The organism is Cyclobacterium sediminis (assembly GCF_054781075.1).
This window is the reverse complement of record NZ_BAAGVC010000003.1, coordinates 772,695-790,575: the sequence shown is the minus strand read 5'-3', so window position 1 is coordinate 790,575 and position 17,881 is coordinate 772,695. Positions and strand designations below refer to the sequence as shown.

General features: G+C 39.4%; 18 protein-coding genes. 14 read left to right on the top strand and 4 right to left on the bottom strand.

Going from position 1 to position 17,881, the window contains the following annotated elements; genetic code table 11:
* Nucleotides 1-4: 4 nt before the first annotated feature.
* Complete coding sequence (locus tag ACYVHJ_RS05690) at nt 5-823, bottom strand: ZIP family metal transporter (RefSeq protein WP_460513353.1); 819 nt, start codon at nt 821-823, stop codon at nt 5-7.
* A gap of 201 nt (nt 824-1,024) precedes the next feature.
* Here ACYVHJ_RS05690 and ACYVHJ_RS05685 point away from each other — a divergent pair, with 201 nt between their 5' ends.
* From ACYVHJ_RS05685 to ACYVHJ_RS05665, 5 genes are all read left to right on the top strand, one after another.
* The gene (locus tag ACYVHJ_RS05685; RefSeq protein ID WP_339903024.1) at nt 1,025-1,675 is read left to right on the top strand and encodes a metal-dependent transcriptional regulator; all 651 of its coding nucleotides are present in this window, start codon (nt 1,025-1,027) and stop codon (nt 1,673-1,675) included.
* A 6-nt stretch (nt 1,676-1,681) separates the two neighbouring features.
* A complete protein-coding gene (locus ACYVHJ_RS05680) occupies nt 1,682-2,383 on the top strand; it encodes an IspD/TarI family cytidylyltransferase (protein ID WP_460513350.1) in 702 nt (233 codons plus the stop codon).
* Nucleotides 2,384-2,490: 107 nt separating this feature from the next.
* On the top strand, nt 2,491-3,228 hold the full coding sequence (locus ACYVHJ_RS05675; protein ID WP_460513348.1) for a LiaF transmembrane domain-containing protein: 738 nt from the start codon (nt 2,491-2,493) through the stop codon (nt 3,226-3,228).
* Between the two features lie 10 nt (nt 3,229-3,238).
* The gene (locus tag ACYVHJ_RS05670) at nt 3,239-4,285 is read left to right on the top strand and encodes a sensor histidine kinase (RefSeq protein WP_460513346.1); all 1,047 of its coding nucleotides are present in this window, start codon (nt 3,239-3,241) and stop codon (nt 4,283-4,285) included.
* Nucleotides 4,282-5,013 carry a LytR/AlgR family response regulator transcription factor gene (locus tag ACYVHJ_RS05665; RefSeq protein WP_460513344.1) on the top strand — a complete coding sequence of 244 codons (732 nt, stop codon included), beginning with the start codon at nt 4,282-4,284 and terminating at the stop codon, nt 5,011-5,013. The genes ACYVHJ_RS05670 and ACYVHJ_RS05665 overlap by 4 nt, the downstream gene beginning before the upstream one ends.
* A gap of 40 nt (nt 5,014-5,053) precedes the next feature.
* On the opposite strand, the gene ACYVHJ_RS05660 is transcribed toward ACYVHJ_RS05665, so the two are convergent.
* Together ACYVHJ_RS05660 and ACYVHJ_RS05655 are read right to left on the bottom strand one after the other, a co-directional pair.
* Entirely contained in the window at nt 5,054-5,275 is a 222-nt protein-coding gene (locus ACYVHJ_RS05660; protein WP_010855875.1) for a DUF2795 domain-containing protein, read from the bottom strand.
* A gap of 76 nt (nt 5,276-5,351) precedes the next feature.
* Nucleotides 5,352-6,602, bottom strand: coding sequence for a DUF349 domain-containing protein (locus ACYVHJ_RS05655; protein ID WP_460513342.1), 1,251 nt, complete (start codon nt 6,600-6,602; stop codon nt 5,352-5,354).
* A 129-nt stretch (nt 6,603-6,731) separates the two neighbouring features.
* On the opposite strand from ACYVHJ_RS05655, the gene ettA reads away from it, so the two are divergent.
* Together ettA and ACYVHJ_RS05645 are read left to right on the top strand one after the other, a co-directional pair.
* Nucleotides 6,732-8,411 (top strand): ABC transporter ATP-binding protein, encoded by a 1,680-nt coding sequence (gene ettA, locus ACYVHJ_RS05650; RefSeq protein WP_460513340.1) that lies wholly within the window; start codon nt 6,732-6,734, stop codon nt 8,409-8,411.
* 163 nt (nt 8,412-8,574) lie between these two features.
* Entirely contained in the window at nt 8,575-9,906 is a 1,332-nt protein-coding gene (locus tag ACYVHJ_RS05645; protein WP_460513696.1) for a pyridoxal phosphate-dependent aminotransferase, read from the top strand.
* Here the strand turns inward: ACYVHJ_RS05645 and ACYVHJ_RS05640 are convergent.
* A complete protein-coding gene (locus tag ACYVHJ_RS05640; protein ID WP_460513338.1) occupies nt 9,797-10,867 on the bottom strand; it encodes a zinc dependent phospholipase C family protein in 1,071 nt (356 codons plus the stop codon). The two genes, ACYVHJ_RS05645 and ACYVHJ_RS05640, sit on opposite strands and share 110 nt — an antisense overlap.
* Before the next feature lie 164 nt (nt 10,868-11,031).
* On the opposite strand from ACYVHJ_RS05640, the gene rpsT reads away from it, so the two are divergent.
* The 7 genes from rpsT (at nt 11,032) to rny (ending at nt 17,455) form a co-directional block, all read left to right on the top strand.
* The gene (gene rpsT, locus ACYVHJ_RS05635; protein ID WP_041934949.1) at nt 11,032-11,283 is read left to right on the top strand and encodes a 30S ribosomal protein S20; all 252 of its coding nucleotides are present in this window, start codon (nt 11,032-11,034) and stop codon (nt 11,281-11,283) included.
* Nucleotides 11,284-11,457: 174 nt separating this feature from the next.
* Nucleotides 11,458-12,153, top strand: a complete 696-nt coding sequence (radC, locus tag ACYVHJ_RS05630; protein ID WP_339905894.1) for a RadC family protein — start codon at nt 11,458-11,460, stop codon at nt 12,151-12,153.
* Between the two features lie 6 nt (nt 12,154-12,159).
* Nucleotides 12,160-12,777, top strand: a complete 618-nt coding sequence (locus ACYVHJ_RS05625; RefSeq protein ID WP_460513335.1) for a DUF1684 domain-containing protein — start codon at nt 12,160-12,162, stop codon at nt 12,775-12,777.
* Between the two features lie 54 nt (nt 12,778-12,831).
* Nucleotides 12,832-15,243, top strand: a complete 2,412-nt coding sequence (pheT, locus tag ACYVHJ_RS05620; protein ID WP_460513333.1) for a phenylalanine--tRNA ligase subunit beta — start codon at nt 12,832-12,834, stop codon at nt 15,241-15,243.
* 1 nt (nt 15,244) lies between these two features.
* Entirely contained in the window at nt 15,245-15,532 is a 288-nt protein-coding gene (locus ACYVHJ_RS05615) for a hypothetical protein (protein ID WP_460513331.1), read from the top strand.
* 1 nt (nt 15,533) lies between these two features.
* Nucleotides 15,534-15,818 (top strand): cell division protein ZapA, encoded by a 285-nt coding sequence (locus ACYVHJ_RS05610; RefSeq protein ID WP_014018888.1) that lies wholly within the window; start codon nt 15,534-15,536, stop codon nt 15,816-15,818.
* Nucleotides 15,819-15,889: 71 nt separating this feature from the next.
* Nucleotides 15,890-17,455 carry a ribonuclease Y gene (gene rny / locus ACYVHJ_RS05605; protein WP_149393957.1) on the top strand — a complete coding sequence of 522 codons (1,566 nt, stop codon included), beginning with the start codon at nt 15,890-15,892 and terminating at the stop codon, nt 17,453-17,455.
* Nucleotides 17,456-17,881 lie beyond the last annotated feature (426 nt).

The window sequence follows — 17,881 nt, the reverse complement described above, 5'->3', positions numbered from 1 at the left end:
TTTATTATCCTAGAGCTACATCTAAAACCATCATGATGATAAAACCACCGATGAAGCCCATTGTGGCCAAGTCGGTGTTTCCATCCTGCTGGGATTCCGGGACAACCTCCTCAATTACCACAAATATCATGGCTCCGGCGGCAAATGCTAAAGCATAGGGTAGGATGGGGGTGAAAATGGAAACAGCCACTGCACCCAATACACCGGCAATAGGTTCAACCAAAGCGGAGGCTTGTCCCATCATAAAGCTTTTCCTCCTGCTTAAGCCCATTCTTCTAAGTGGAACAGCAACAGCTATTCCTTCCGGAAGGTTTTGTAACCCTATCCCTATGGCGAGAATCAAAGCTCCGGCAATGCTGGCTTCAGGAACACCGGAGGCAGCTCCACCAAACAGCACGCCTACCGCCAAGCCTTCAGGGATATTATGCATGGTGATGGCCAAAACCAAAAGAGTTGTCCTTTGCCAAGGTGTTTTAATTCCTTCTGTTTTTTTGAAATTGATATGTACATGAGGCAATATTTTGTCCAGAACAAAAATAAACAAGGCACCTCCAAAAAATCCTACAGCGGCAGGAATGACCTTTGCAAAGCTTTCACCCTCTGTCATGCTAATGGCAGGAGCCAAGAGGCTCCAGAAACTCGCCGCAATCATTACTCCTCCGGTAAAACCCATCATGGTATCTAAGAAAGGTCTGTTCAATTTCTTAAAGAAAAACACAAAAGCAGCTCCAACTGCAGTGACAAACCAGGTAAATGTGGTAGCTATTAGTGCGGCATAAGCCGGTGCAATACTACTTAAATAGTCAACGAGGATATCAAACATTCTTTTTTCTTTAAAATATATTTCTGCTATTATTGGTCAATTGCTAAAAGGAACAAATCTTAATCCAGTGGAAATCACTTGAAACAGTTTGTTTTTTGTGAATTTTAATTTGGGTTTAGCCAAGGCAAATTTATATAGTTAGATTGGGCTAACAAATTTATTTCAATATTTTTTTATCTTTGTTTTGAAATAATTAAAGCAATGAATAACAGCCAATCCATAGAAAATTACTTAAAAGTGATTTTTAACCAAGCCATCGCTTCTGATGATGTCAATACCACAAGTATTGCCCAAGCTCTGGAAGTCAGCCTTCCATCAGTTAATAGTATGGTCAAAAAATTGGCAGGAATGGGCTTATTGGAGTACGAAAAATACAAGCCTCTCAAGATTACTGCTAAGGGGAGAAAGATGGCCGCCATGATCATCAGGAAGCACAGGCTTACAGAAATGTATCTGGTGGAAAAGATGGGTTTTGGTTGGGAAGAAGTACATGAGATAGCAGAGCAGTTGGAACATATCCAATCAACAGCCTTTTTTGATAGGATGGATGAAATTTTAGGTTACCCTGAGAGAGATCCCCATGGATCCCCTATACCAACAAGTAGTGGTGAAATTGCCACACAAAAATTCAGGTTGCTTTCTGATTGTCAGCCTGAGGAGTTGGTAACATTAAAGGCATTAAGCAAGACTTCAGATGAATTTTTAAAATACCTTAACAGCAAAGGCTTGGCATTAGGAGTGGAGGTGGAGATTTTGGAAGTGGAGCCTTATGACAAAAACATGACGGTATCTTACGGCGGACATAAAGAAGTTTTATCAGCCTTGGTATGTTCCAAACTTTTGGTAAGTTAAGAAGGTATGGGAAATAAGCAGGTTAAATATGCTGTAATAGTAGCTGGTGGAGCAGGAGTTAGAATGGGAGGAGAAGTGCCGAAGCAATTTCTCCCAATTGGAGGCTTGCCGGTATTGATGCATACCCTACAAGTGTTTCATGCATACGATGCTGAATTGAGACTGGTTTTGGTTTTGCCGGAAAGTCAGTTCGACTATTGGAAGAAATTATGTGGTGAATACAATTTCAAGGTGCCTCATCAATTGATTCAAGGTGGGACAAGTAGGTTTGGATCTGTCAAAAATGGTTTGAATAGTATTCCCGATTGTGAAAATGGCTTGGTGGCCATTCATGATGGGGTTAGGCCTTTTGTGTCAGAGGAAGTGATTCATGAGAGTTACCGGACGGCGGCCAAAGAAGGAAGCGCTATTGCGGTGATAGGATTGAAAGATTCCATAAGGCAGGTTGATGTCAATGGAAGTTCTCAGTTTAAAAACAGGGATGAATTTAGGTTGGTACAGACCCCACAGACTTTCCAGCTTACAAAGATAAAGGAAGCTTTCCTTACAGAAGAAAAACCATACTTTACGGATGATGCAACGGTATATGAAAATATGGGCTGGGATGTTCAACTGATCCTCGGAAACAGAGAAAATATCAAATTGACCACTCCGGAGGACTTAAGCTATGCCACTTTTCTGTTGACTGAAAAGAAAAGAATCATTTAACCATAAAAATAGGTCGTTTATCGGTATTTTTTTTTGCTTTGCCGAAATGGTTTTTGAAAAGGAGCGTGATTGTAAGACCTTTCGTTCATTATTAAAATACTAAAATCATGAATGGAAAAAGAAATGGTAATTTCGTGCTAGGAGTCATTATATTAGTGGTAGGCGCACTACTTTTACTCAAACAGATGGGCTTGTTTATACCTTACTGGGTATTTTCATGGCCAATGATTCTCATTGCAATAGGTATTTACACGGGGTATAAAAACAGGTTCCAGAGTACAGGTTCGGTCGTTTTAATTCTAATAGGTGGTTTTTTTCTGCTGAAAGATTTCTTATTCTTACCTTTCCATATAGGGCCTATGCTATTTCCTATTGCCTTAATTTTACTTGGCCTTTATATTATCTTTAAAAAAAACAGAAATAAATCTTTTAATATAGAAGGTTGGGAAAAAGGTTTTGACAAGAGTACTGCGGAGACTGAAAATGTTTTTGGTCAGTACAGTCCCGACTTTATCAATGTAGATGCTTTTCTTACCGGAATTAAAAGAAAAGTAATGAGCAAGAATTTTAAAGGAGGAGACGTCACTTCTGTATTTGGAGGAGCAGACATAGATTTAATGCATGCAGATATTCAAGATCAAGCAGTATTGAAAGTCTCTGTAGCTTTTGGTGGTTTGAAACTCATTGTTCCTCCCCATTGGGACGTTCAGTTGGGGGTAACTAACTTGGCAGCCGGTATAGATGACAAGAGGTATTCCCAACAAGGAGCGGCTCAAAACGCTGATAAAAAATTAATCCTCACAGGTTCGGTGATTTTCGGTGGAATAGAAATTACTTCTTATTAAAATTAAGTGCATGATGGAAAAGTCACCTGAATTCTTAAAAGTCAATGAAAATAGTAAGGATCAGGTGATTTTTCTTTTAATGGTTTTTGCAGGGGTTTTTGTCTCTGCCTATTTGAGTCAAGGTAATTTGGAATGGAGCATTGCTGATGGGCTGGTCAGTACCATTTCTGTTGGGTTGGGGGCCATTCTTATCAAACTAATGTTGAATTACTACCCTGTTGGCGTAGTAAAAAGTTGGCCAACCCTATTGTTTTCACTGGTTTTAGCAGCTGTACTTACCTATGGAAACCAAATGCTCTGGGGGTCCGGTTGGCTAGGTTTTGCAGAGAATTTAATTTTATTTAAGGTTACTGTTCCTTTAAGGATCTCCATCGGAACATGGCTTTTTCATCTGGTAGGGATGAATGTGCTATCCAATAGGTCAAGCACCAAAGACATTCATAAACTGCAGCATGAGGAAAGTCGACAAAAATTGTCAACGGATGCAGAGTTGCATTACCTACGGCAGCAAATGCAACCTCATTTCCTTTTTAACAGTTTGAATTCGATCAATGCCCTATTAAAGAGAGACCCGGAGAAAGCGCGCAATATGGTGCAGGGCCTGGCAGATTTTTATAGAAAAAACTTAAAGGCGGATTCAAAAAAATGGACCGTAGTGGCCACTGAGATAGAGGCCATTACTCAGTATTTTTATTTGGAAAAAATTCGCTTTGGACAAAGGCTCAATTATGAGATAGATATACCCGAAAGTATTTTAACTTTAAAGTTACCTTCCCTACTGTTGCAGACCTTGGTAGAAAATGCAGTGAAACATGGCTTGTATGGTGTCACAGGAGAAGTTTCAATCCAGATAGAAGGCAAACTAAAAGAGGGTAACCTTGAAATAACTGTGAGAAACCCCAGTGAAGAGAATTCTAAAAAAGCAACAGGTACAGGCTTTGGTTTAGAAAGCTTAGATAGAAGATTGTTTTTGATTTTTGGTAGAAAGGATTTATTGAGTTATAGCCAAAGCGAGGGGCAGTTTACTGCTATTTTAAAAATTCCACAAATCAAATGATACGCTGTATAATTGTAGATGACGAGCCATTGGCTCAAGACCTACTTCAAGACTATTTAGAAGAATTTACGGATCTTGAAGTGGTTGGTTGTTTTAATGATGGATTTGAGGCTTTTAAAGGAATTGGAGAACTCCAGCCGGACCTGATATTCCTTGATATTGAAATGCCTAAAATTACCGGGTTTGAACTGGTAGAGCTTTTAGAAGAGCCTCCAAAGATAATTTTTACTACAGCTTATGACAATTATGCGATCAAAGCATTTGAATTACAGGCTGTGGATTATTTGCTAAAGCCTTTTTCCAAAGAAAGGCTAAGGCAAGCGATACAACGGGTGACTATAGCTCCCAATGACCCGTCAAAATTGGCAAAACTAAATGAGGAAATGCCATTGGAAGGCTTTTTAAATAGGATTGTTGTAAAGACCGGGAATAGGATTGAGGTTTTAAATGAAGTTACTATTTCATCCATAAGTGCCGATGGTGATTATATAAAGATCAATTCAGCAGGTAAGCAATACCTGAAGTTAGGAACCATGGCTTACTATGAAAAAATGCTTGACCCTCAAAGTTTCACGCGGATCCATCGATCACATATAGTGAATATTTCAGCGATAAGTAAAATAGAGCCTTATCAAAAGGAAAACTATCTGGTATTTCTAAAAGACAATAGCCAATTGCCAGTAAGCAAAAAGGGCATGGTGAAACTAAAAAAAGTCTTAAGGATATAAAGTAGCAAAAAGCCTTCACTAAATAGAGAAGGCTTGATACTTAATATTCATCTTCATTAAAGAAGAAATCGTCTTTTGTTGGATAATCCGGCCATATTTCCTCAATATTTTCATAAGGTTCTCCGTCGTCCTCAAGCTCTTGGAGGTTTTCTACAACCTCTAATGGTGCTCCGGAGCGAATAGCAAAATCAATTAACTCATCCTTGGTGGCTGGCCACGGAGCGTCTTCCAAATAGGAGGCAAGTTCTAAAGTCCAATACATAATCTACACAAGTTTAAAGATCCCCTTAAAGGGGTGCAAAAATAGAAATACTTTCTTAAACTAAAACATTTACGGATTATTTGTTTGTAAGTTCTTTTAAAATACTGTTTTTCACATCGACTTTTCTCTTATGGGCAGCAATTTTTTTCCTCATAATGTGATCAAATTCACCTTCCTGGCTTCTGAAGTTCTCAGCATTTTCCCTTACAGTGACAAGTTCTCTTTGATCTCGGGCAATAAGGTCTTTCAAAAGGTTTATTTTTAGGGAGTTTTGCTCCGCTTCAGGCATTTCTGCAAACCCTTCATATTTTGAATGACAAAGTTTGTCTAGAAATGATTTCTCAAAGATTATTTCTGAAAAGAATACGAAAGAGCCAATACTTTGTTGTGCATTTCTTGGTTTTTTTGGAGGAAGTTTTTTCCATTCCCCCTGTAATTTTTTCGCTTGATTCAATTTGCTTTCATTCACTTCACCTTTGGAGAGTAACCGCATTTCCTCTGCCCACCGATCAATTTTCTTGATCATCAATCCAGGGCTGATTGTGGGCATGCTCTGGCTCATGCGTTTGAATTTACTGAAAATACGGTTGTTAATTTTAGAAAACTCATCCCAAATGGGTTGTCTCTTAGAAGCGGGTACCCGCCCGGAAGTTTTCCATTCTTTCTGTATTCTTTTGCTTATTTCAAAAGCAGTTCTTACATCTGACATATTATAAGCTTCTCTGGCACGTTCCAAGAGGCTTTCATAGACTTTGATGTTTTGTTCTGCTTGCAAAGCCAGGCCGTCAAAATAATTTTTACGATTGCCGTAAAAAACATCGAGGATATCTTGGAATTTTTTGTTGATCTCTTCCTCCAATTCCTTCTCTACAGGACCTGTTTTTAGCCATTTGAGCTTTAGCTCTTTGAATACTTCAGAAGTTTCTTTCCAATCTGTGCTGTCCTTGTAGGTTTCAGCCTCTTGGATAAGTTCATTCTTTATTTCTAAATTTTTCTGGCGATTAGATTGTATGATCTCTTCCAAATAGGCTTCCTGCTCTTCTAGCTCTTTGATTAGTGCAGGAAAATCCCCTAGTCCGTCATAAGACATTAATGAGGACTTAAGGTGAATAAGTTTCATCAAGAAAGAGCCCTTGTTTTGGTTTTCCTGGATGTCACTTTTAAGCTTTTCTACCTTTTGTTTTACGGTGTCAAATCTACCTTCAAAATAGCGAAAGGTGGAGGCTTCATCTTCTTTAACCTCGCCTATCACCCGATCTTCTTGGCCTAAGAAGCCTTTCAGATAGATTTTATCTCCTATAATATATCCAAATGGATGTTCAGTCATGATTAAAAGGTTGGTTGCAAATATTTAGTGGTTTGACGTATTTCTGCAAATTAATTAAATATGGTTCATTTATCCTAAGAAAGCCGATTTTTTACCATCTTTGCCTTTTAAATTAAACATAAATAAACCATGAGTAATGAAAAAATAATTTTTTCTATGGCGGGAGTTTCCAAAGTATACCCTCCACAGAAGAAAGTACTTAAAGATATTTACCTTTCGTTTTTTTATGGTGCCAAAATAGGCGTGCTTGGGCTCAATGGTTCCGGAAAAAGTTCTTTGCTGAAAATAATTGCAGGAATGGAAACCGAATTCCAGGGGGAAGTGGTGTGGTCTCCGGGCTATTCTGTTGGTATGTTACAACAAGAACCGGTATTAGATCCTGCTAAAACGGTAAAAGAAGTGGTGGAAGAGGCTGTCAGTGATACAGTCAACCTATTGAAAGAGTTTGAGCAAATCAACGAAAAATTTATGGATCCGGCTGTCATGGAGGATCCGGATGCCATGCAGAAGCTGATCGATCAACAAGGAGAGGTTCAGGAAAAATTGGATGCCGCCAATGCTTGGGAATTGGAGACCATGTTGGAAAAAGCAATGGATGCGTTGCGTCTACCTCCCGCAGAAGCGATCGTAGAAAACCTATCGGGAGGAGAGAAGAGAAGAGTAGCTTTATGTAGGTTGCTTTTGCAAGAACCGGACGTGCTGTTACTTGATGAGCCTACCAACCACTTGGATGCCGAATCGGTACTTTGGCTTGAACAACATTTAAAAAATTATAAGGGCACTGTTATAGCCGTTACTCACGATCGTTATTTCCTGGACAATGTAGCAGGTTGGATTCTGGAATTGGATAGAGGGGAAGGAATTCCTTGGAAAGGCAATTATTCGAGTTGGCTTGAGCAGAAGCAAAACCGCTTGAAGCAAGAAGAAAAAACAGAGTCTAAGCGGCAGAAAACGCTTGAAAGAGAATTGGAGTGGATACGCATGTCGCCAAAGGCCAAACAATCCAAAGGCAAGGCAAGGCTAAATGCCTATGACAAGCTTGTGGGAGAAGATGCGAAAGAAAAAGAGTCTAAGCTTGAGTTGTATATCCCACCCGGACCAAGGCTGGGAAGCAAGGTTATAGAAGTCAAAGGGGTTTCTAAAGCCTTCGGAGATAAATTGCTGTTTGATGACCTTACTTTTTCTTTGCCACAAGGGGGGATCGTAGGAGTGATCGGTCCCAATGGAGCCGGTAAATCTACCCTGTTCAATTTAATAACAGAAGATGAAAAGCCGGATGCAGGCCATTTTGAAATAGGTGAAACTGTGGAGATTGCTTATGTAGATCAAGAACATGATACTTTGGATCCCAATAAAACGGTGTATGAAACCATTTCCGAAGGGAATGAATACGTGCAACTTGGAAACAAAGAGGTGAATGCCAGAGCTTATGTAAGTCGTTTCAATTTTGGTGGCTCCGATCAAGGTAAAAAGGTTGGTGTGCTTTCCGGAGGTGAAAGAAACCGTGTTCATTTGGCCATGACCTTGAAAAAGGGAGGGAACCTATTACTTTTGGATGAACCTACCAATGATTTGGATGTAAATACCCTAAGAGCGCTTGAGGAGGCATTGGAGAATTTTGCCGGATGTGCCGTTGTAATCTCTCACGATCGTTGGTTCCTTGATAGAATATGTACCCATATTCTTGCCTTTGAAGGAGATAGTAATGTGTATTGGTTTGAGGGGAATTTCTCCGATTATGAGGAGAATAAGAAGAAGCGTTTAGGTGACCTTGTGCCAAAACGAATTAAATATAAAAAGCTTAAATAATTAGCTTTTATAAAAATCCTGTGTTTGTGTTTTCCCTTTGTTATGTTTAGGCGTAGCAAAGGGGTTTTTTTTGTTTGATGTATTCCTTTTTTCAAAATATGGTTCAGTTTATTTTCGTTTTTTGTTTCTTTGTGCTTTAAAGCTAGCATCGCGTATAATTATGATGAGACAATTGCTATTGCGCCCGGGCGCTGAAGAGTTGAACTATGAGATCAGAGGGGTTGTAAAAAAGGCAAGACTGATTGAAGAGCTTGGGTATGACATTACCTGGGAAAATATAGGGGATCCCATACAAAAGAACAATACCATACCCACTTGGATGAAGGAAATCGTTTCCGAGCTTGTCCAAGATGATCATAGTTATGGCTATGCGGATAGCAAAGGCATGCTTGAAACCCGTAAATTTCTGGCCAATTTAAACAACGATAAAGGCGGAGTTAAAATAGAGGCTGAAGACATCTTGTTTTTCAATGGGCTGGGAGATGGTATTGCCAAATTGTACCAGTTCCTTACACCTACAGCACGGATCATAGGACCTTCACCTGCCTACTCTACTCATAGCTCTGCAGAAGCAGCTCATGCCAATTCAGCACCTTTGACCTATAAGCTGGATCCCGATAACAATTGGTATCCGGACATGGAGGACCTGTACAATAAGGTGAAATACAATACTTCTGTGGTAGGTATTTTGATCATAAATCCGGACAATCCTACCGGTATGGTTTACCCAAGAGAAGTATTGGATCGCTTCGTTGAAATTGCAAGAGAGTTTAACTTGCTTTTAATTGCAGATGAGATTTATCAAAATATAACCTATAATGGATATGAGGCCATTGGCTTGGCTGAAATTTTAGGTGACGATTTGCCGGGAATATCCTTAAAAGGTATCTCCAAAGAATTTCCTTGGCCGGGTTCCAGGTGTGGCTGGATGGAATTTTACAATAAACATACCTCAGAGGAATTCACCAAGCTTTGTATTACCCTTGAAAATGCAAAAATGATTGAGGTTTGTTCCACTACCTTACCTCAGCTTGCCATTCCCAAAATCATGAGTCACCCGGCTTATAAAGATTACAGGGTAACGGCAAATGCAGCGATTGGTACAAGGAGCAGAATCATGGAAGAAGTCTTGGGCAATGTAGCGGGAATTAAATTTAATAAAACCAAAGGTGCTTTTTACAATACTGTCATATTTGATGAAGGGGTATTGGATGAAGATCAGTTTCTTCCTGTGGAAAATAAAGCAATAAAATCCCATTTAGAGAAGTGGTTAGAAGAAAAGGATATGCCAAATGATAAGCGTTTCGTTTACAATTTGCTAGCCTCCGAGCGGATATGCGTTGTGCCGGTAAGTTCCTTTTGTTCAGACTTGCGAGGATTTAGGGTTACCCTTTTGGAAGAAAACGAGGACGTCTTTCGCAGTACCTTCGAAAGGCTTGCCAATAGTATAACTTCCTATCTGAACTCCTCCAAAAAGGTGCTTCAGGATCAGTAAAAATAGACTGGTGCTCTCTAACGTTTTTGATTGAATCTTGTGGGCTTTCTATACTGTCGATTTCAATAAATGGTCGAAGGTTTTTCGGCGCCAGTTGTATCAAGTCAGGTTGGCCGGCTAAAATCCAGGCACTGTACCAAAAGTCGGCAATAAGTTTGATCGTCTTTTTCATTTGCCTTTCCACTTGACCGGCTAACATTTGATGGTAGGCTTCGCTGAATGCTCTAGAATAAACCCTGGTGGTAATGCCTCCGCGGTTTTCATAACTGTATTTCTGGTCCTCCGGGAAATTATTAGTTAATGATTTCTCGAAACTAAATACTGAGTCTAAGGCAACATGGGCCATCTCAATGGCTTTCCAAATTTCATTTCTTGGATCATCCATGTATTCGGCTTTCCCAACAAAAAGATCATAATCTTGGGCAAACAATTCCGGTAGCCTGCTTTCCCAAAAGCCGTGGATTCCGTATTGACCTGTATTTTGGCCATTGTAATTTTCAGTGCTATGCAGGGGCACATTGATGTCGCCCAGGTAATGACCAAGATCAGCGGCTAATTTGAGAATGGCTTGGCGGTCTTTTTTTTGAAAGGCGTAGGTGAGGTATTGGAATGTCTGGTAAGTACTCCAGGGTGATATTCCATATTTTCTCAAACTGTCTTCTCCATGCAAAATCTTAGCCTCTTGCCATGATTTGGGCAGTTTAATGATGGCACTGTCGCCATAGACATCAAGGTCTATATAATGTTTTTCTGCTTCCCCCTGAACGGCATAGCGCCTTTTGTCCGGATTTACTGCTTTGTCAGAAATATAGGCTAAATTGGGCTTGAAAAACACCATTAGTTCCGGTGGGAGAGAGAATACTGCTTGACGATTGATTAAGCGATGCGCATAAAATCCCCAGGCGATAGCTTCTTGATGGCAGGTTAAAAATAGAAAGGTACAAAACAAATAAAGTCGCATATTTTACTTGTATTATAATGTCATCTATGAAAATAGTGAAAAAATCAGAGATTGTAAAATCTTCTATTCCTTCATATTTAAACAATTGTTTTGCAATTAAAAATAAAACAGCTAAATTTGCGATCCAATATTAAGCAAAAAAGGAAAAGTTAATTATATATAGTATGGCAAATCACAAATCGGCTTTAAAGAGAATTCGTGCAAATGAAGCCAAAAGGTTAAGAAACAGATACCAGGCCAAAACCACCAGGACTTTCATCAAGAGATTGAGAAATACTGAAGACAAGGCGGAAGCTCAGGAGCTCTTAAACCAGGTTAATTCCATGTTGGACAAACTGGCTAAGAAAAACGTTATTCATAAGAATAATGCAGCTAACAAAAAGTCCAAATTGACCAAGTTTGTTAACGCACTATAAGGTCTGTTTGCATTAGATATTTAAACCCTGCTTTTAAGTAGGGTTTTTTTTATGCCTATTTTTTTATATTTTTAATAGTATTCCCAAATAAATCAGCTGGTTAGCGTTTTTCTAAAAGCCGGGAATTGATTCTTTAAAGGATTTTTGTATCTATTATATGTGTTCTTTTTGCTTATGGATGATTACCGGTCAATAAGGATATCTGCCTTAGCAGAGGAGGATAGGCCTAGAGAAAAACTGCTACTTAAAGGTAAAGCCCAGCTTTCAGATGCAGAATTAATTGCCATTTTAATAGGCTCTGGTTCAAGAAACCTAAGTGCGGTAGATCTTTCCAAGTATATTTTGAAAAGTGTAAACAACGATTTGGCTCAGTTGGCAAGGTTGTCCGTAAATGATTTAAAGAAATTTAAGGGCATAGGTGAAGCTAAAGCTATAGGGATTGTAAGTGCCTTAGAACTGGGAAGAAGGAGAAAGGAATCCGAACCCCAAAAGAAAACAAAAATCACCTCATCGGCAGATGTCTACGCCTTAATGCGGCCGGAATTGTTAGATGAAACTATAGAGTATTTTTACGTTTTGTTTTTGAATCGCAGCAATGTGGTTATTAAAAAACAGTTGATAAGTCAGGGAGGTACTTCTGCTACCATTGCAGATCCTAAATTGATTTTTAAATATGCCATGGAAAACTTGGCAAGTGCCATCATATTGGTCCATAATCATCCCTCTGGAAATTTAAAACCATCCGGTGCTGATATAAGCCTTACCAAAAAATTATCCTTGGTAGGTAAAAATTTAGAGCTTCCGGTCTTAGATCATGTGATTTTCACAGATGTTGGCTATTTTAGCTTTGCAGATGAAAGTTTGATCTAATTTACTATGAATAAAAAATCTTTATTGTTTGTCATTGTTGGGGTGGTAGTCCTTGGCTCCCTGATATATACCTTTACAGGAACCACTGATCCTAAGCTGTATTTAGAGAATGTTGCCGCAGAAAGAGAGCGACAGTTTAAGTTCTTAAAGTATAATATTGATTCGCCTTTAGAAGAAGACCAAAAAAAAGAACTTGACTCTTTGGATTTCTATCCGATAGACCCATCCTATAAGGTTAGGGGAAGATTAGTGCCGGTGCCAAACAAAAGAATAGTTGAAATCCCTATGACGGATGGTACTTTAGAAAGATATATCAGGCACTCATTTGTAGAATTCGAATTGCAAGGGCAGTCTCTTAAACTACTATTGTTGCAGGCAGAAGACGAGGTGGATTTGAGAAACTTTTTTTTGGCCTTTGCAGATGGGACAAGTGCGGATGAAACCTATGGTGGAGGACGTTATATCAATCTTCGCCAGGACGGATCTAGTTCCATAACCATAGATTTTAACCTTGCTTATAACCCATATTGTGCTTATAACCCCGATTTTGCATGCCCGATTCCACCCAGAGAAAATATTTTAGAAATCCCTATTAGGGCAGGGGAGAAAAATTACAATAAATAATCTTTAAGTAGAGGGCAATTATTGTAAATTTGTATCTTAGTCAAAACCGTAATAATGAAAATTTCGATCAATCGACTCAAAGATTATATACCGTTCAATCAATCTACTAATGAAATTGCCGACCTGCTAACTGCCGGAGGCTTAGAAGTAGAAGGAATAACGACCTACGAATCAGTAAAAGGAAGCCTTAAAGGTATAGTAGTTGGAGAAGTGTTGAGCTGTGAGCCACACCCCAATGCAGATAAACTTAGACTCACCACTGTGGACCTAGGGGATGAGGTAGTGCCCATCGTTTGTGGAGCACCAAATGTTGCCAAAGGGCAGAAAGTGCCAGTAGCCACGGTTGGAGCTACCCTATATCCTTCCTCAGGTGAACCTTTTGTAATTAAAAAAGCCAAGATCAGAGGCGAAGTGTCTTTAGGGATGATTTGCGCCGAAGATGAGCTTGGACTGGGAGAAGGGCATGAAGGGATTCTTGTCTTAGATACCACTCTCCCAAATGGCAGTCCGGTAGGTCAGTTGTTTGATATCAAGGAAGTAGATGTACTTGAAATTGGCTTAACCCCGAATCGGGCAGATGCTGCTTCCCATCTGGGAGTGGCCAGGGATTTGAAGGCATTGTTAAACAAAGAGCTGGAATTAAAAGGAGTAGAAAGTTTTGCTATTGACAATGAGGATAAAATTATTAAGGTAAGCGTAGCGGACAGTAAAGATTGCCCCAGGTATTCAGGCCTGACGCTAAGCAATGTAAAAGTAGCGCCTTCTCCTAAATGGCTACAGGATTACCTTAAAGCGATTGGCTTGGAGCCAATCAATAATGTGGTAGATGCTACCAATTATATCCTACATGATCTTGGTCAACCGCTTCATGCCTTTGATGCTGATAAAATTCAAGGAGGTGAAATCAAGGTGAAAAGAATGCCTGAGGGAACAAAGTTTGTCACCTTGGACGGCAAAGAAAGGTCCTTGTCTGGCCAAGAGTTGATGATTTGTGACCAACAAGGAGGGCTTTGCATCGCAGGAACTTTAGGTGGGCTGGAATCAGGTGTAAGTAATGAGACAAGTACCATTTTCTTAGAAAGTGCTTGTTTTGGTACGGATGTGGTTCGTAGAGGAGCCCAATTTCATGGGATCAAGACTGATGCTTCTTTCCGTTTTGAAAGAGGTACAGATCCCAACATGCCTGTTTTTGCGCTGAAAATGGCTGCCATATTGATCAAAGAGCTTACCGGAGCCCTTATTAGTTCTCCAATTGTTGATATTTACCCTGAACCGGTAGCGGATTTTGAAATCCCAGTAAGTTATCGACATATTGATAGGTTGATTGGGGAAGAAATAGGCAAGGACAGGATAAAGCAAATACTAGAGGCATTGGAAATAAAAGTTACCAAGGAAACATCCTCCGGATTTGTGGCCATAGTAAAGCCCTACAGGGTGGATGTTACCCGAGAGGCTGATGTCATTGAGGAGATTTTGCGAATTTATGGATTTGAAGCCATTCCGCTAAAAGAAAATTATCAGGCAGACTTCTTGGCCGAGCATCCGGCAAAGGATGCCAATAAGTTACAGTACCGGGTTTCTGAAATGCTTGCAGGTATTGGTTATAGTGAAATGGTGACCAATTCTCTTAGCAAGTCTAGTTATGCTGAAAATGCTGCTTTCCTTGCTCCGGAAAAAGATGTCTTGATTCTAAATAAATTAAGTGAAGATTTGGGCGTGTTGCGACAAAGCCTGGTATTTACGGGTTTAGAAGTATTGGCACACAATATCAACAGGAGACAAAAAGACTTGAAATTATTTGAGTTTGGCTCGGTGTATGCTAAAGCTTCTGAAGGATATGAAGAAGGGAAAATGTTGTCCATTTTTCTTACCGGTAATGCAAGTCATGAAAACTGGATGCAGGCGGTAAAGCCTGTTGCATTTACAGATTTGTATGCTGTGGTTGAAGGATTGTTAACAAAACTAAACATTCCACAGCCCGAAGTAAATGTCATAGAATCCAGCCCCTTTTCTTTTGGCTTAACCTTAAAAGTCAACAAGCAGTTCATAGGCACAATAGGTCTTTTGTCTTCGGATATTTGCAAATTGGCAGATGTGAAACAAGCCGTTTATTTTGCTGAATTAGATTGGAACAGGCTTAACAAATTGGCTAAATCTCAAGGGAAATTTCAAGAAATTTCGAAATTTCCTGAAGTTAGAAGAGATTTATCTCTTGTAATCGATCAGGAAGTTACTTTTGATCAGATCAGACAAATGGCCACTAAAGTAGGAGGTAAATTATTGAAAAGAATCAATGTGTTTGACATGTACAAAGGGGATAAGTTGGATGAAGGCAAGAAGGCCTATGCGATGAGCTTTTATCTTCAGGACAATCAGCAGACCCTCACAGACAAGGTGATAGACAAGACAATGAGCAAATTAATGCATACTTTTGAGAAAAATGCCGGTGCTTTGATAAGGAAATAATATGAAGGTTTACGAGGAGCTTCAGCGGTTAGACAACCTGGCAGAACAGGTAGAAAATAAAGTAAAATTACTTGAACAGGAAAATACTGCCCTCAAAAATCAACTTTTGGTCTATCAAAAGAGACTTTCTGATCAGGAAGAAGCACTCGAAGATTTTAAAAATCAAATTAAAATTAGTAAAATTGTAAGAAACATACCGGTAGAAAATAAAGCGTCTGCTGAATTGAGGGGGAGAATTGATGACTATATAAAAGAAATCGATAAAATTATTACTTACCTGTCTGAATAATATGGATACACTTTCGATACGAATTAAAATAGGGGATAGAGAATACCCAATGAAAGTGAAAACCGATGAGGAAGCCAGAATCAGGCGGGTGGGTAAATTAATTAACGATAAAATAAAAAAGTACAGAGAGGAATTTGGACTGGAGGATCGTCAGGACTTGCTGGCAATGGTTGCTTTCGATTGCATGGTAGAGTTCCTGGAAATTAAGGAAGACCATACGGAAGGTAGCGAGCAGGTAAAGCAGGTACTCCAACATGTCAACAAAAACCTTGAATCATTGCTTTGATTCTTTTTAGTCTCTATTGCCCAAGCAAGGCAGTTACCCATTCTATCCGGTAGATAAACTCAAATATATCTATGGGAATTTCAATATACATTATTATATCCGGCGCTATTGGCGTTTTGATCGGGGGACTCCTGGCAGGATTATTTATTAAAAATAACAGTAAGAAAATTGAGGAAGAGGCTCGGGAAAGAGCCAAAAGTCTCATCCGAGAAGCTGAAATTACAGCAGAAGGGACTAAAAAAGATAAAATTCTTGAGGCCAAAGAAAAGTACCTTAAGCTAAAATCCGATTTTGAGGAAGAAGTAGGTAAGAAAAAGAACATTCTAATAACCAATGAAAATAAGCTCAAACAGCGCGAACAGATCCTTTCCAAGGAAATGGAGCATGTAAAACGCAAAGAAGCTGAATTAGACAGTAAAAAAGAAAACCTCAATGCCCAGCTTCATGCCGTTCAAATTCGAAAAGATGAACTTGATAAGGTAACCCACCAAAGAATTACTGACCTTGAAAAAGTAGCCTTGCTTACCAGAGAAGAGGCAAGAGAGCAATTGATAGAAATGCTTAAAGATGAGGCAGCCACCAAGGCTTCTTCTCACATTAAAGATATTTTGGATCAAGCCAAGCTTAGTGCAACCAAACAGGCTAAGAAAATTGTTTTGGATACCATCCAAAGAACGGCCACTGAACATGCCATAGAAAACTGTGTGTCTGTCTTCAATATTGAGAGTGACGATGTCAAAGGTAAAATTATCGGAAGAGAAGGACGGAACATTAGGGCGTTGGAAGCAGCCACCGGCGTGGAGATTGTGGTCGATGATACACCTGAAGCCATTATTATTTCAGGGTTTGACCCGGTTAGAAGAGAAATTGCAAGGTTGGCCCTCCATCGGTTGGTGCAGGATGGACGTATACATCCTGCCAGAATTGAAGAAGTGGTGGCGAAAACCGAGAAGAACATCGATGAGGAAATCATTGAAATAGGAGAAAGAACTTGTATTGACCTGGGGATTCATGGCCTACACCCTGAACTGATTAAGATGGTGGGAAGGATGCGTTTCCGTTCTTCTTATGGGCAAAACTTATTGCAACACTCCAGAGAAGTTGCTAAACTTTGTGCGACCATGGCTGCCGAGATGGGCTTCAATGCCAAATTGGCTAAGAGGGCAGGTTTACTTCATGATATTGGTAAAGTATACCCTGAAGAAGCAGAATTGCCACATGCCATCCTAGGTATGGAGCTGGCCAAAAAGCACAAGGAGCATCCTGAAGTCATCAATGCCATAGGTGCTCACCATGATGAGATTGAGATGACTTCCATGTTGTCACCAATTGTTCAAGCATGTGATGCCATCTCTGGATCACGTCCGGGTGCCCGTAGGGAAATCATGGACAGTTATATAAAAAGACTTAAAGACCTGGAAGATTTGGCCTTGAGTTTTGAAGGAGTCAACAAATGCTTTGCCATGCAAGCTGGAAGGGAATTGAGAGTGTTGGTGGATGCCGACAATGTGAACGACAATACAGCAGGTAATTTGTCTTTTGAAATATCTCAAAAAATTGAAAAAGAAATGCAGTACCCGGGGCAGATTAAAATAACTGTAATTAGAGAAATGAGATCAGTGAATTATGCCAAATAATAGCTAATAATTATCTGTTTTCGTTTTGTATAAAAGGCAATTATTCGTTTGGAATAATTGCCTTTTTTTTGATGAGGGATCAGTAAGTTTGGTATTTTTAATAATAAACCTGGATCAATATTTTTTCAAAAAAAAGGATGTAAGGGGGTAGACCTTAGCTCCTGAATGCTTACCAATTATAGCTTTTAGTTTTATTAATGAGCTAATATTTTTGATTTTGAAATTATTTTTTTAGTTTTAATAGAATAAGCCTTAATGACTTTGTAGGTTTGGGTACGGTTCACGATGCTGAAGTAGTTTTGGATTTGCCTATTAAAGGTTGATTTAAGTATAAGGCTGTATGTCTTTTTACCTGTAGGAATATTTAATAGCCTGAAATAGAAGGTTACGATATATTTCTATAAGATTGCAGCAATTAGGAATAAA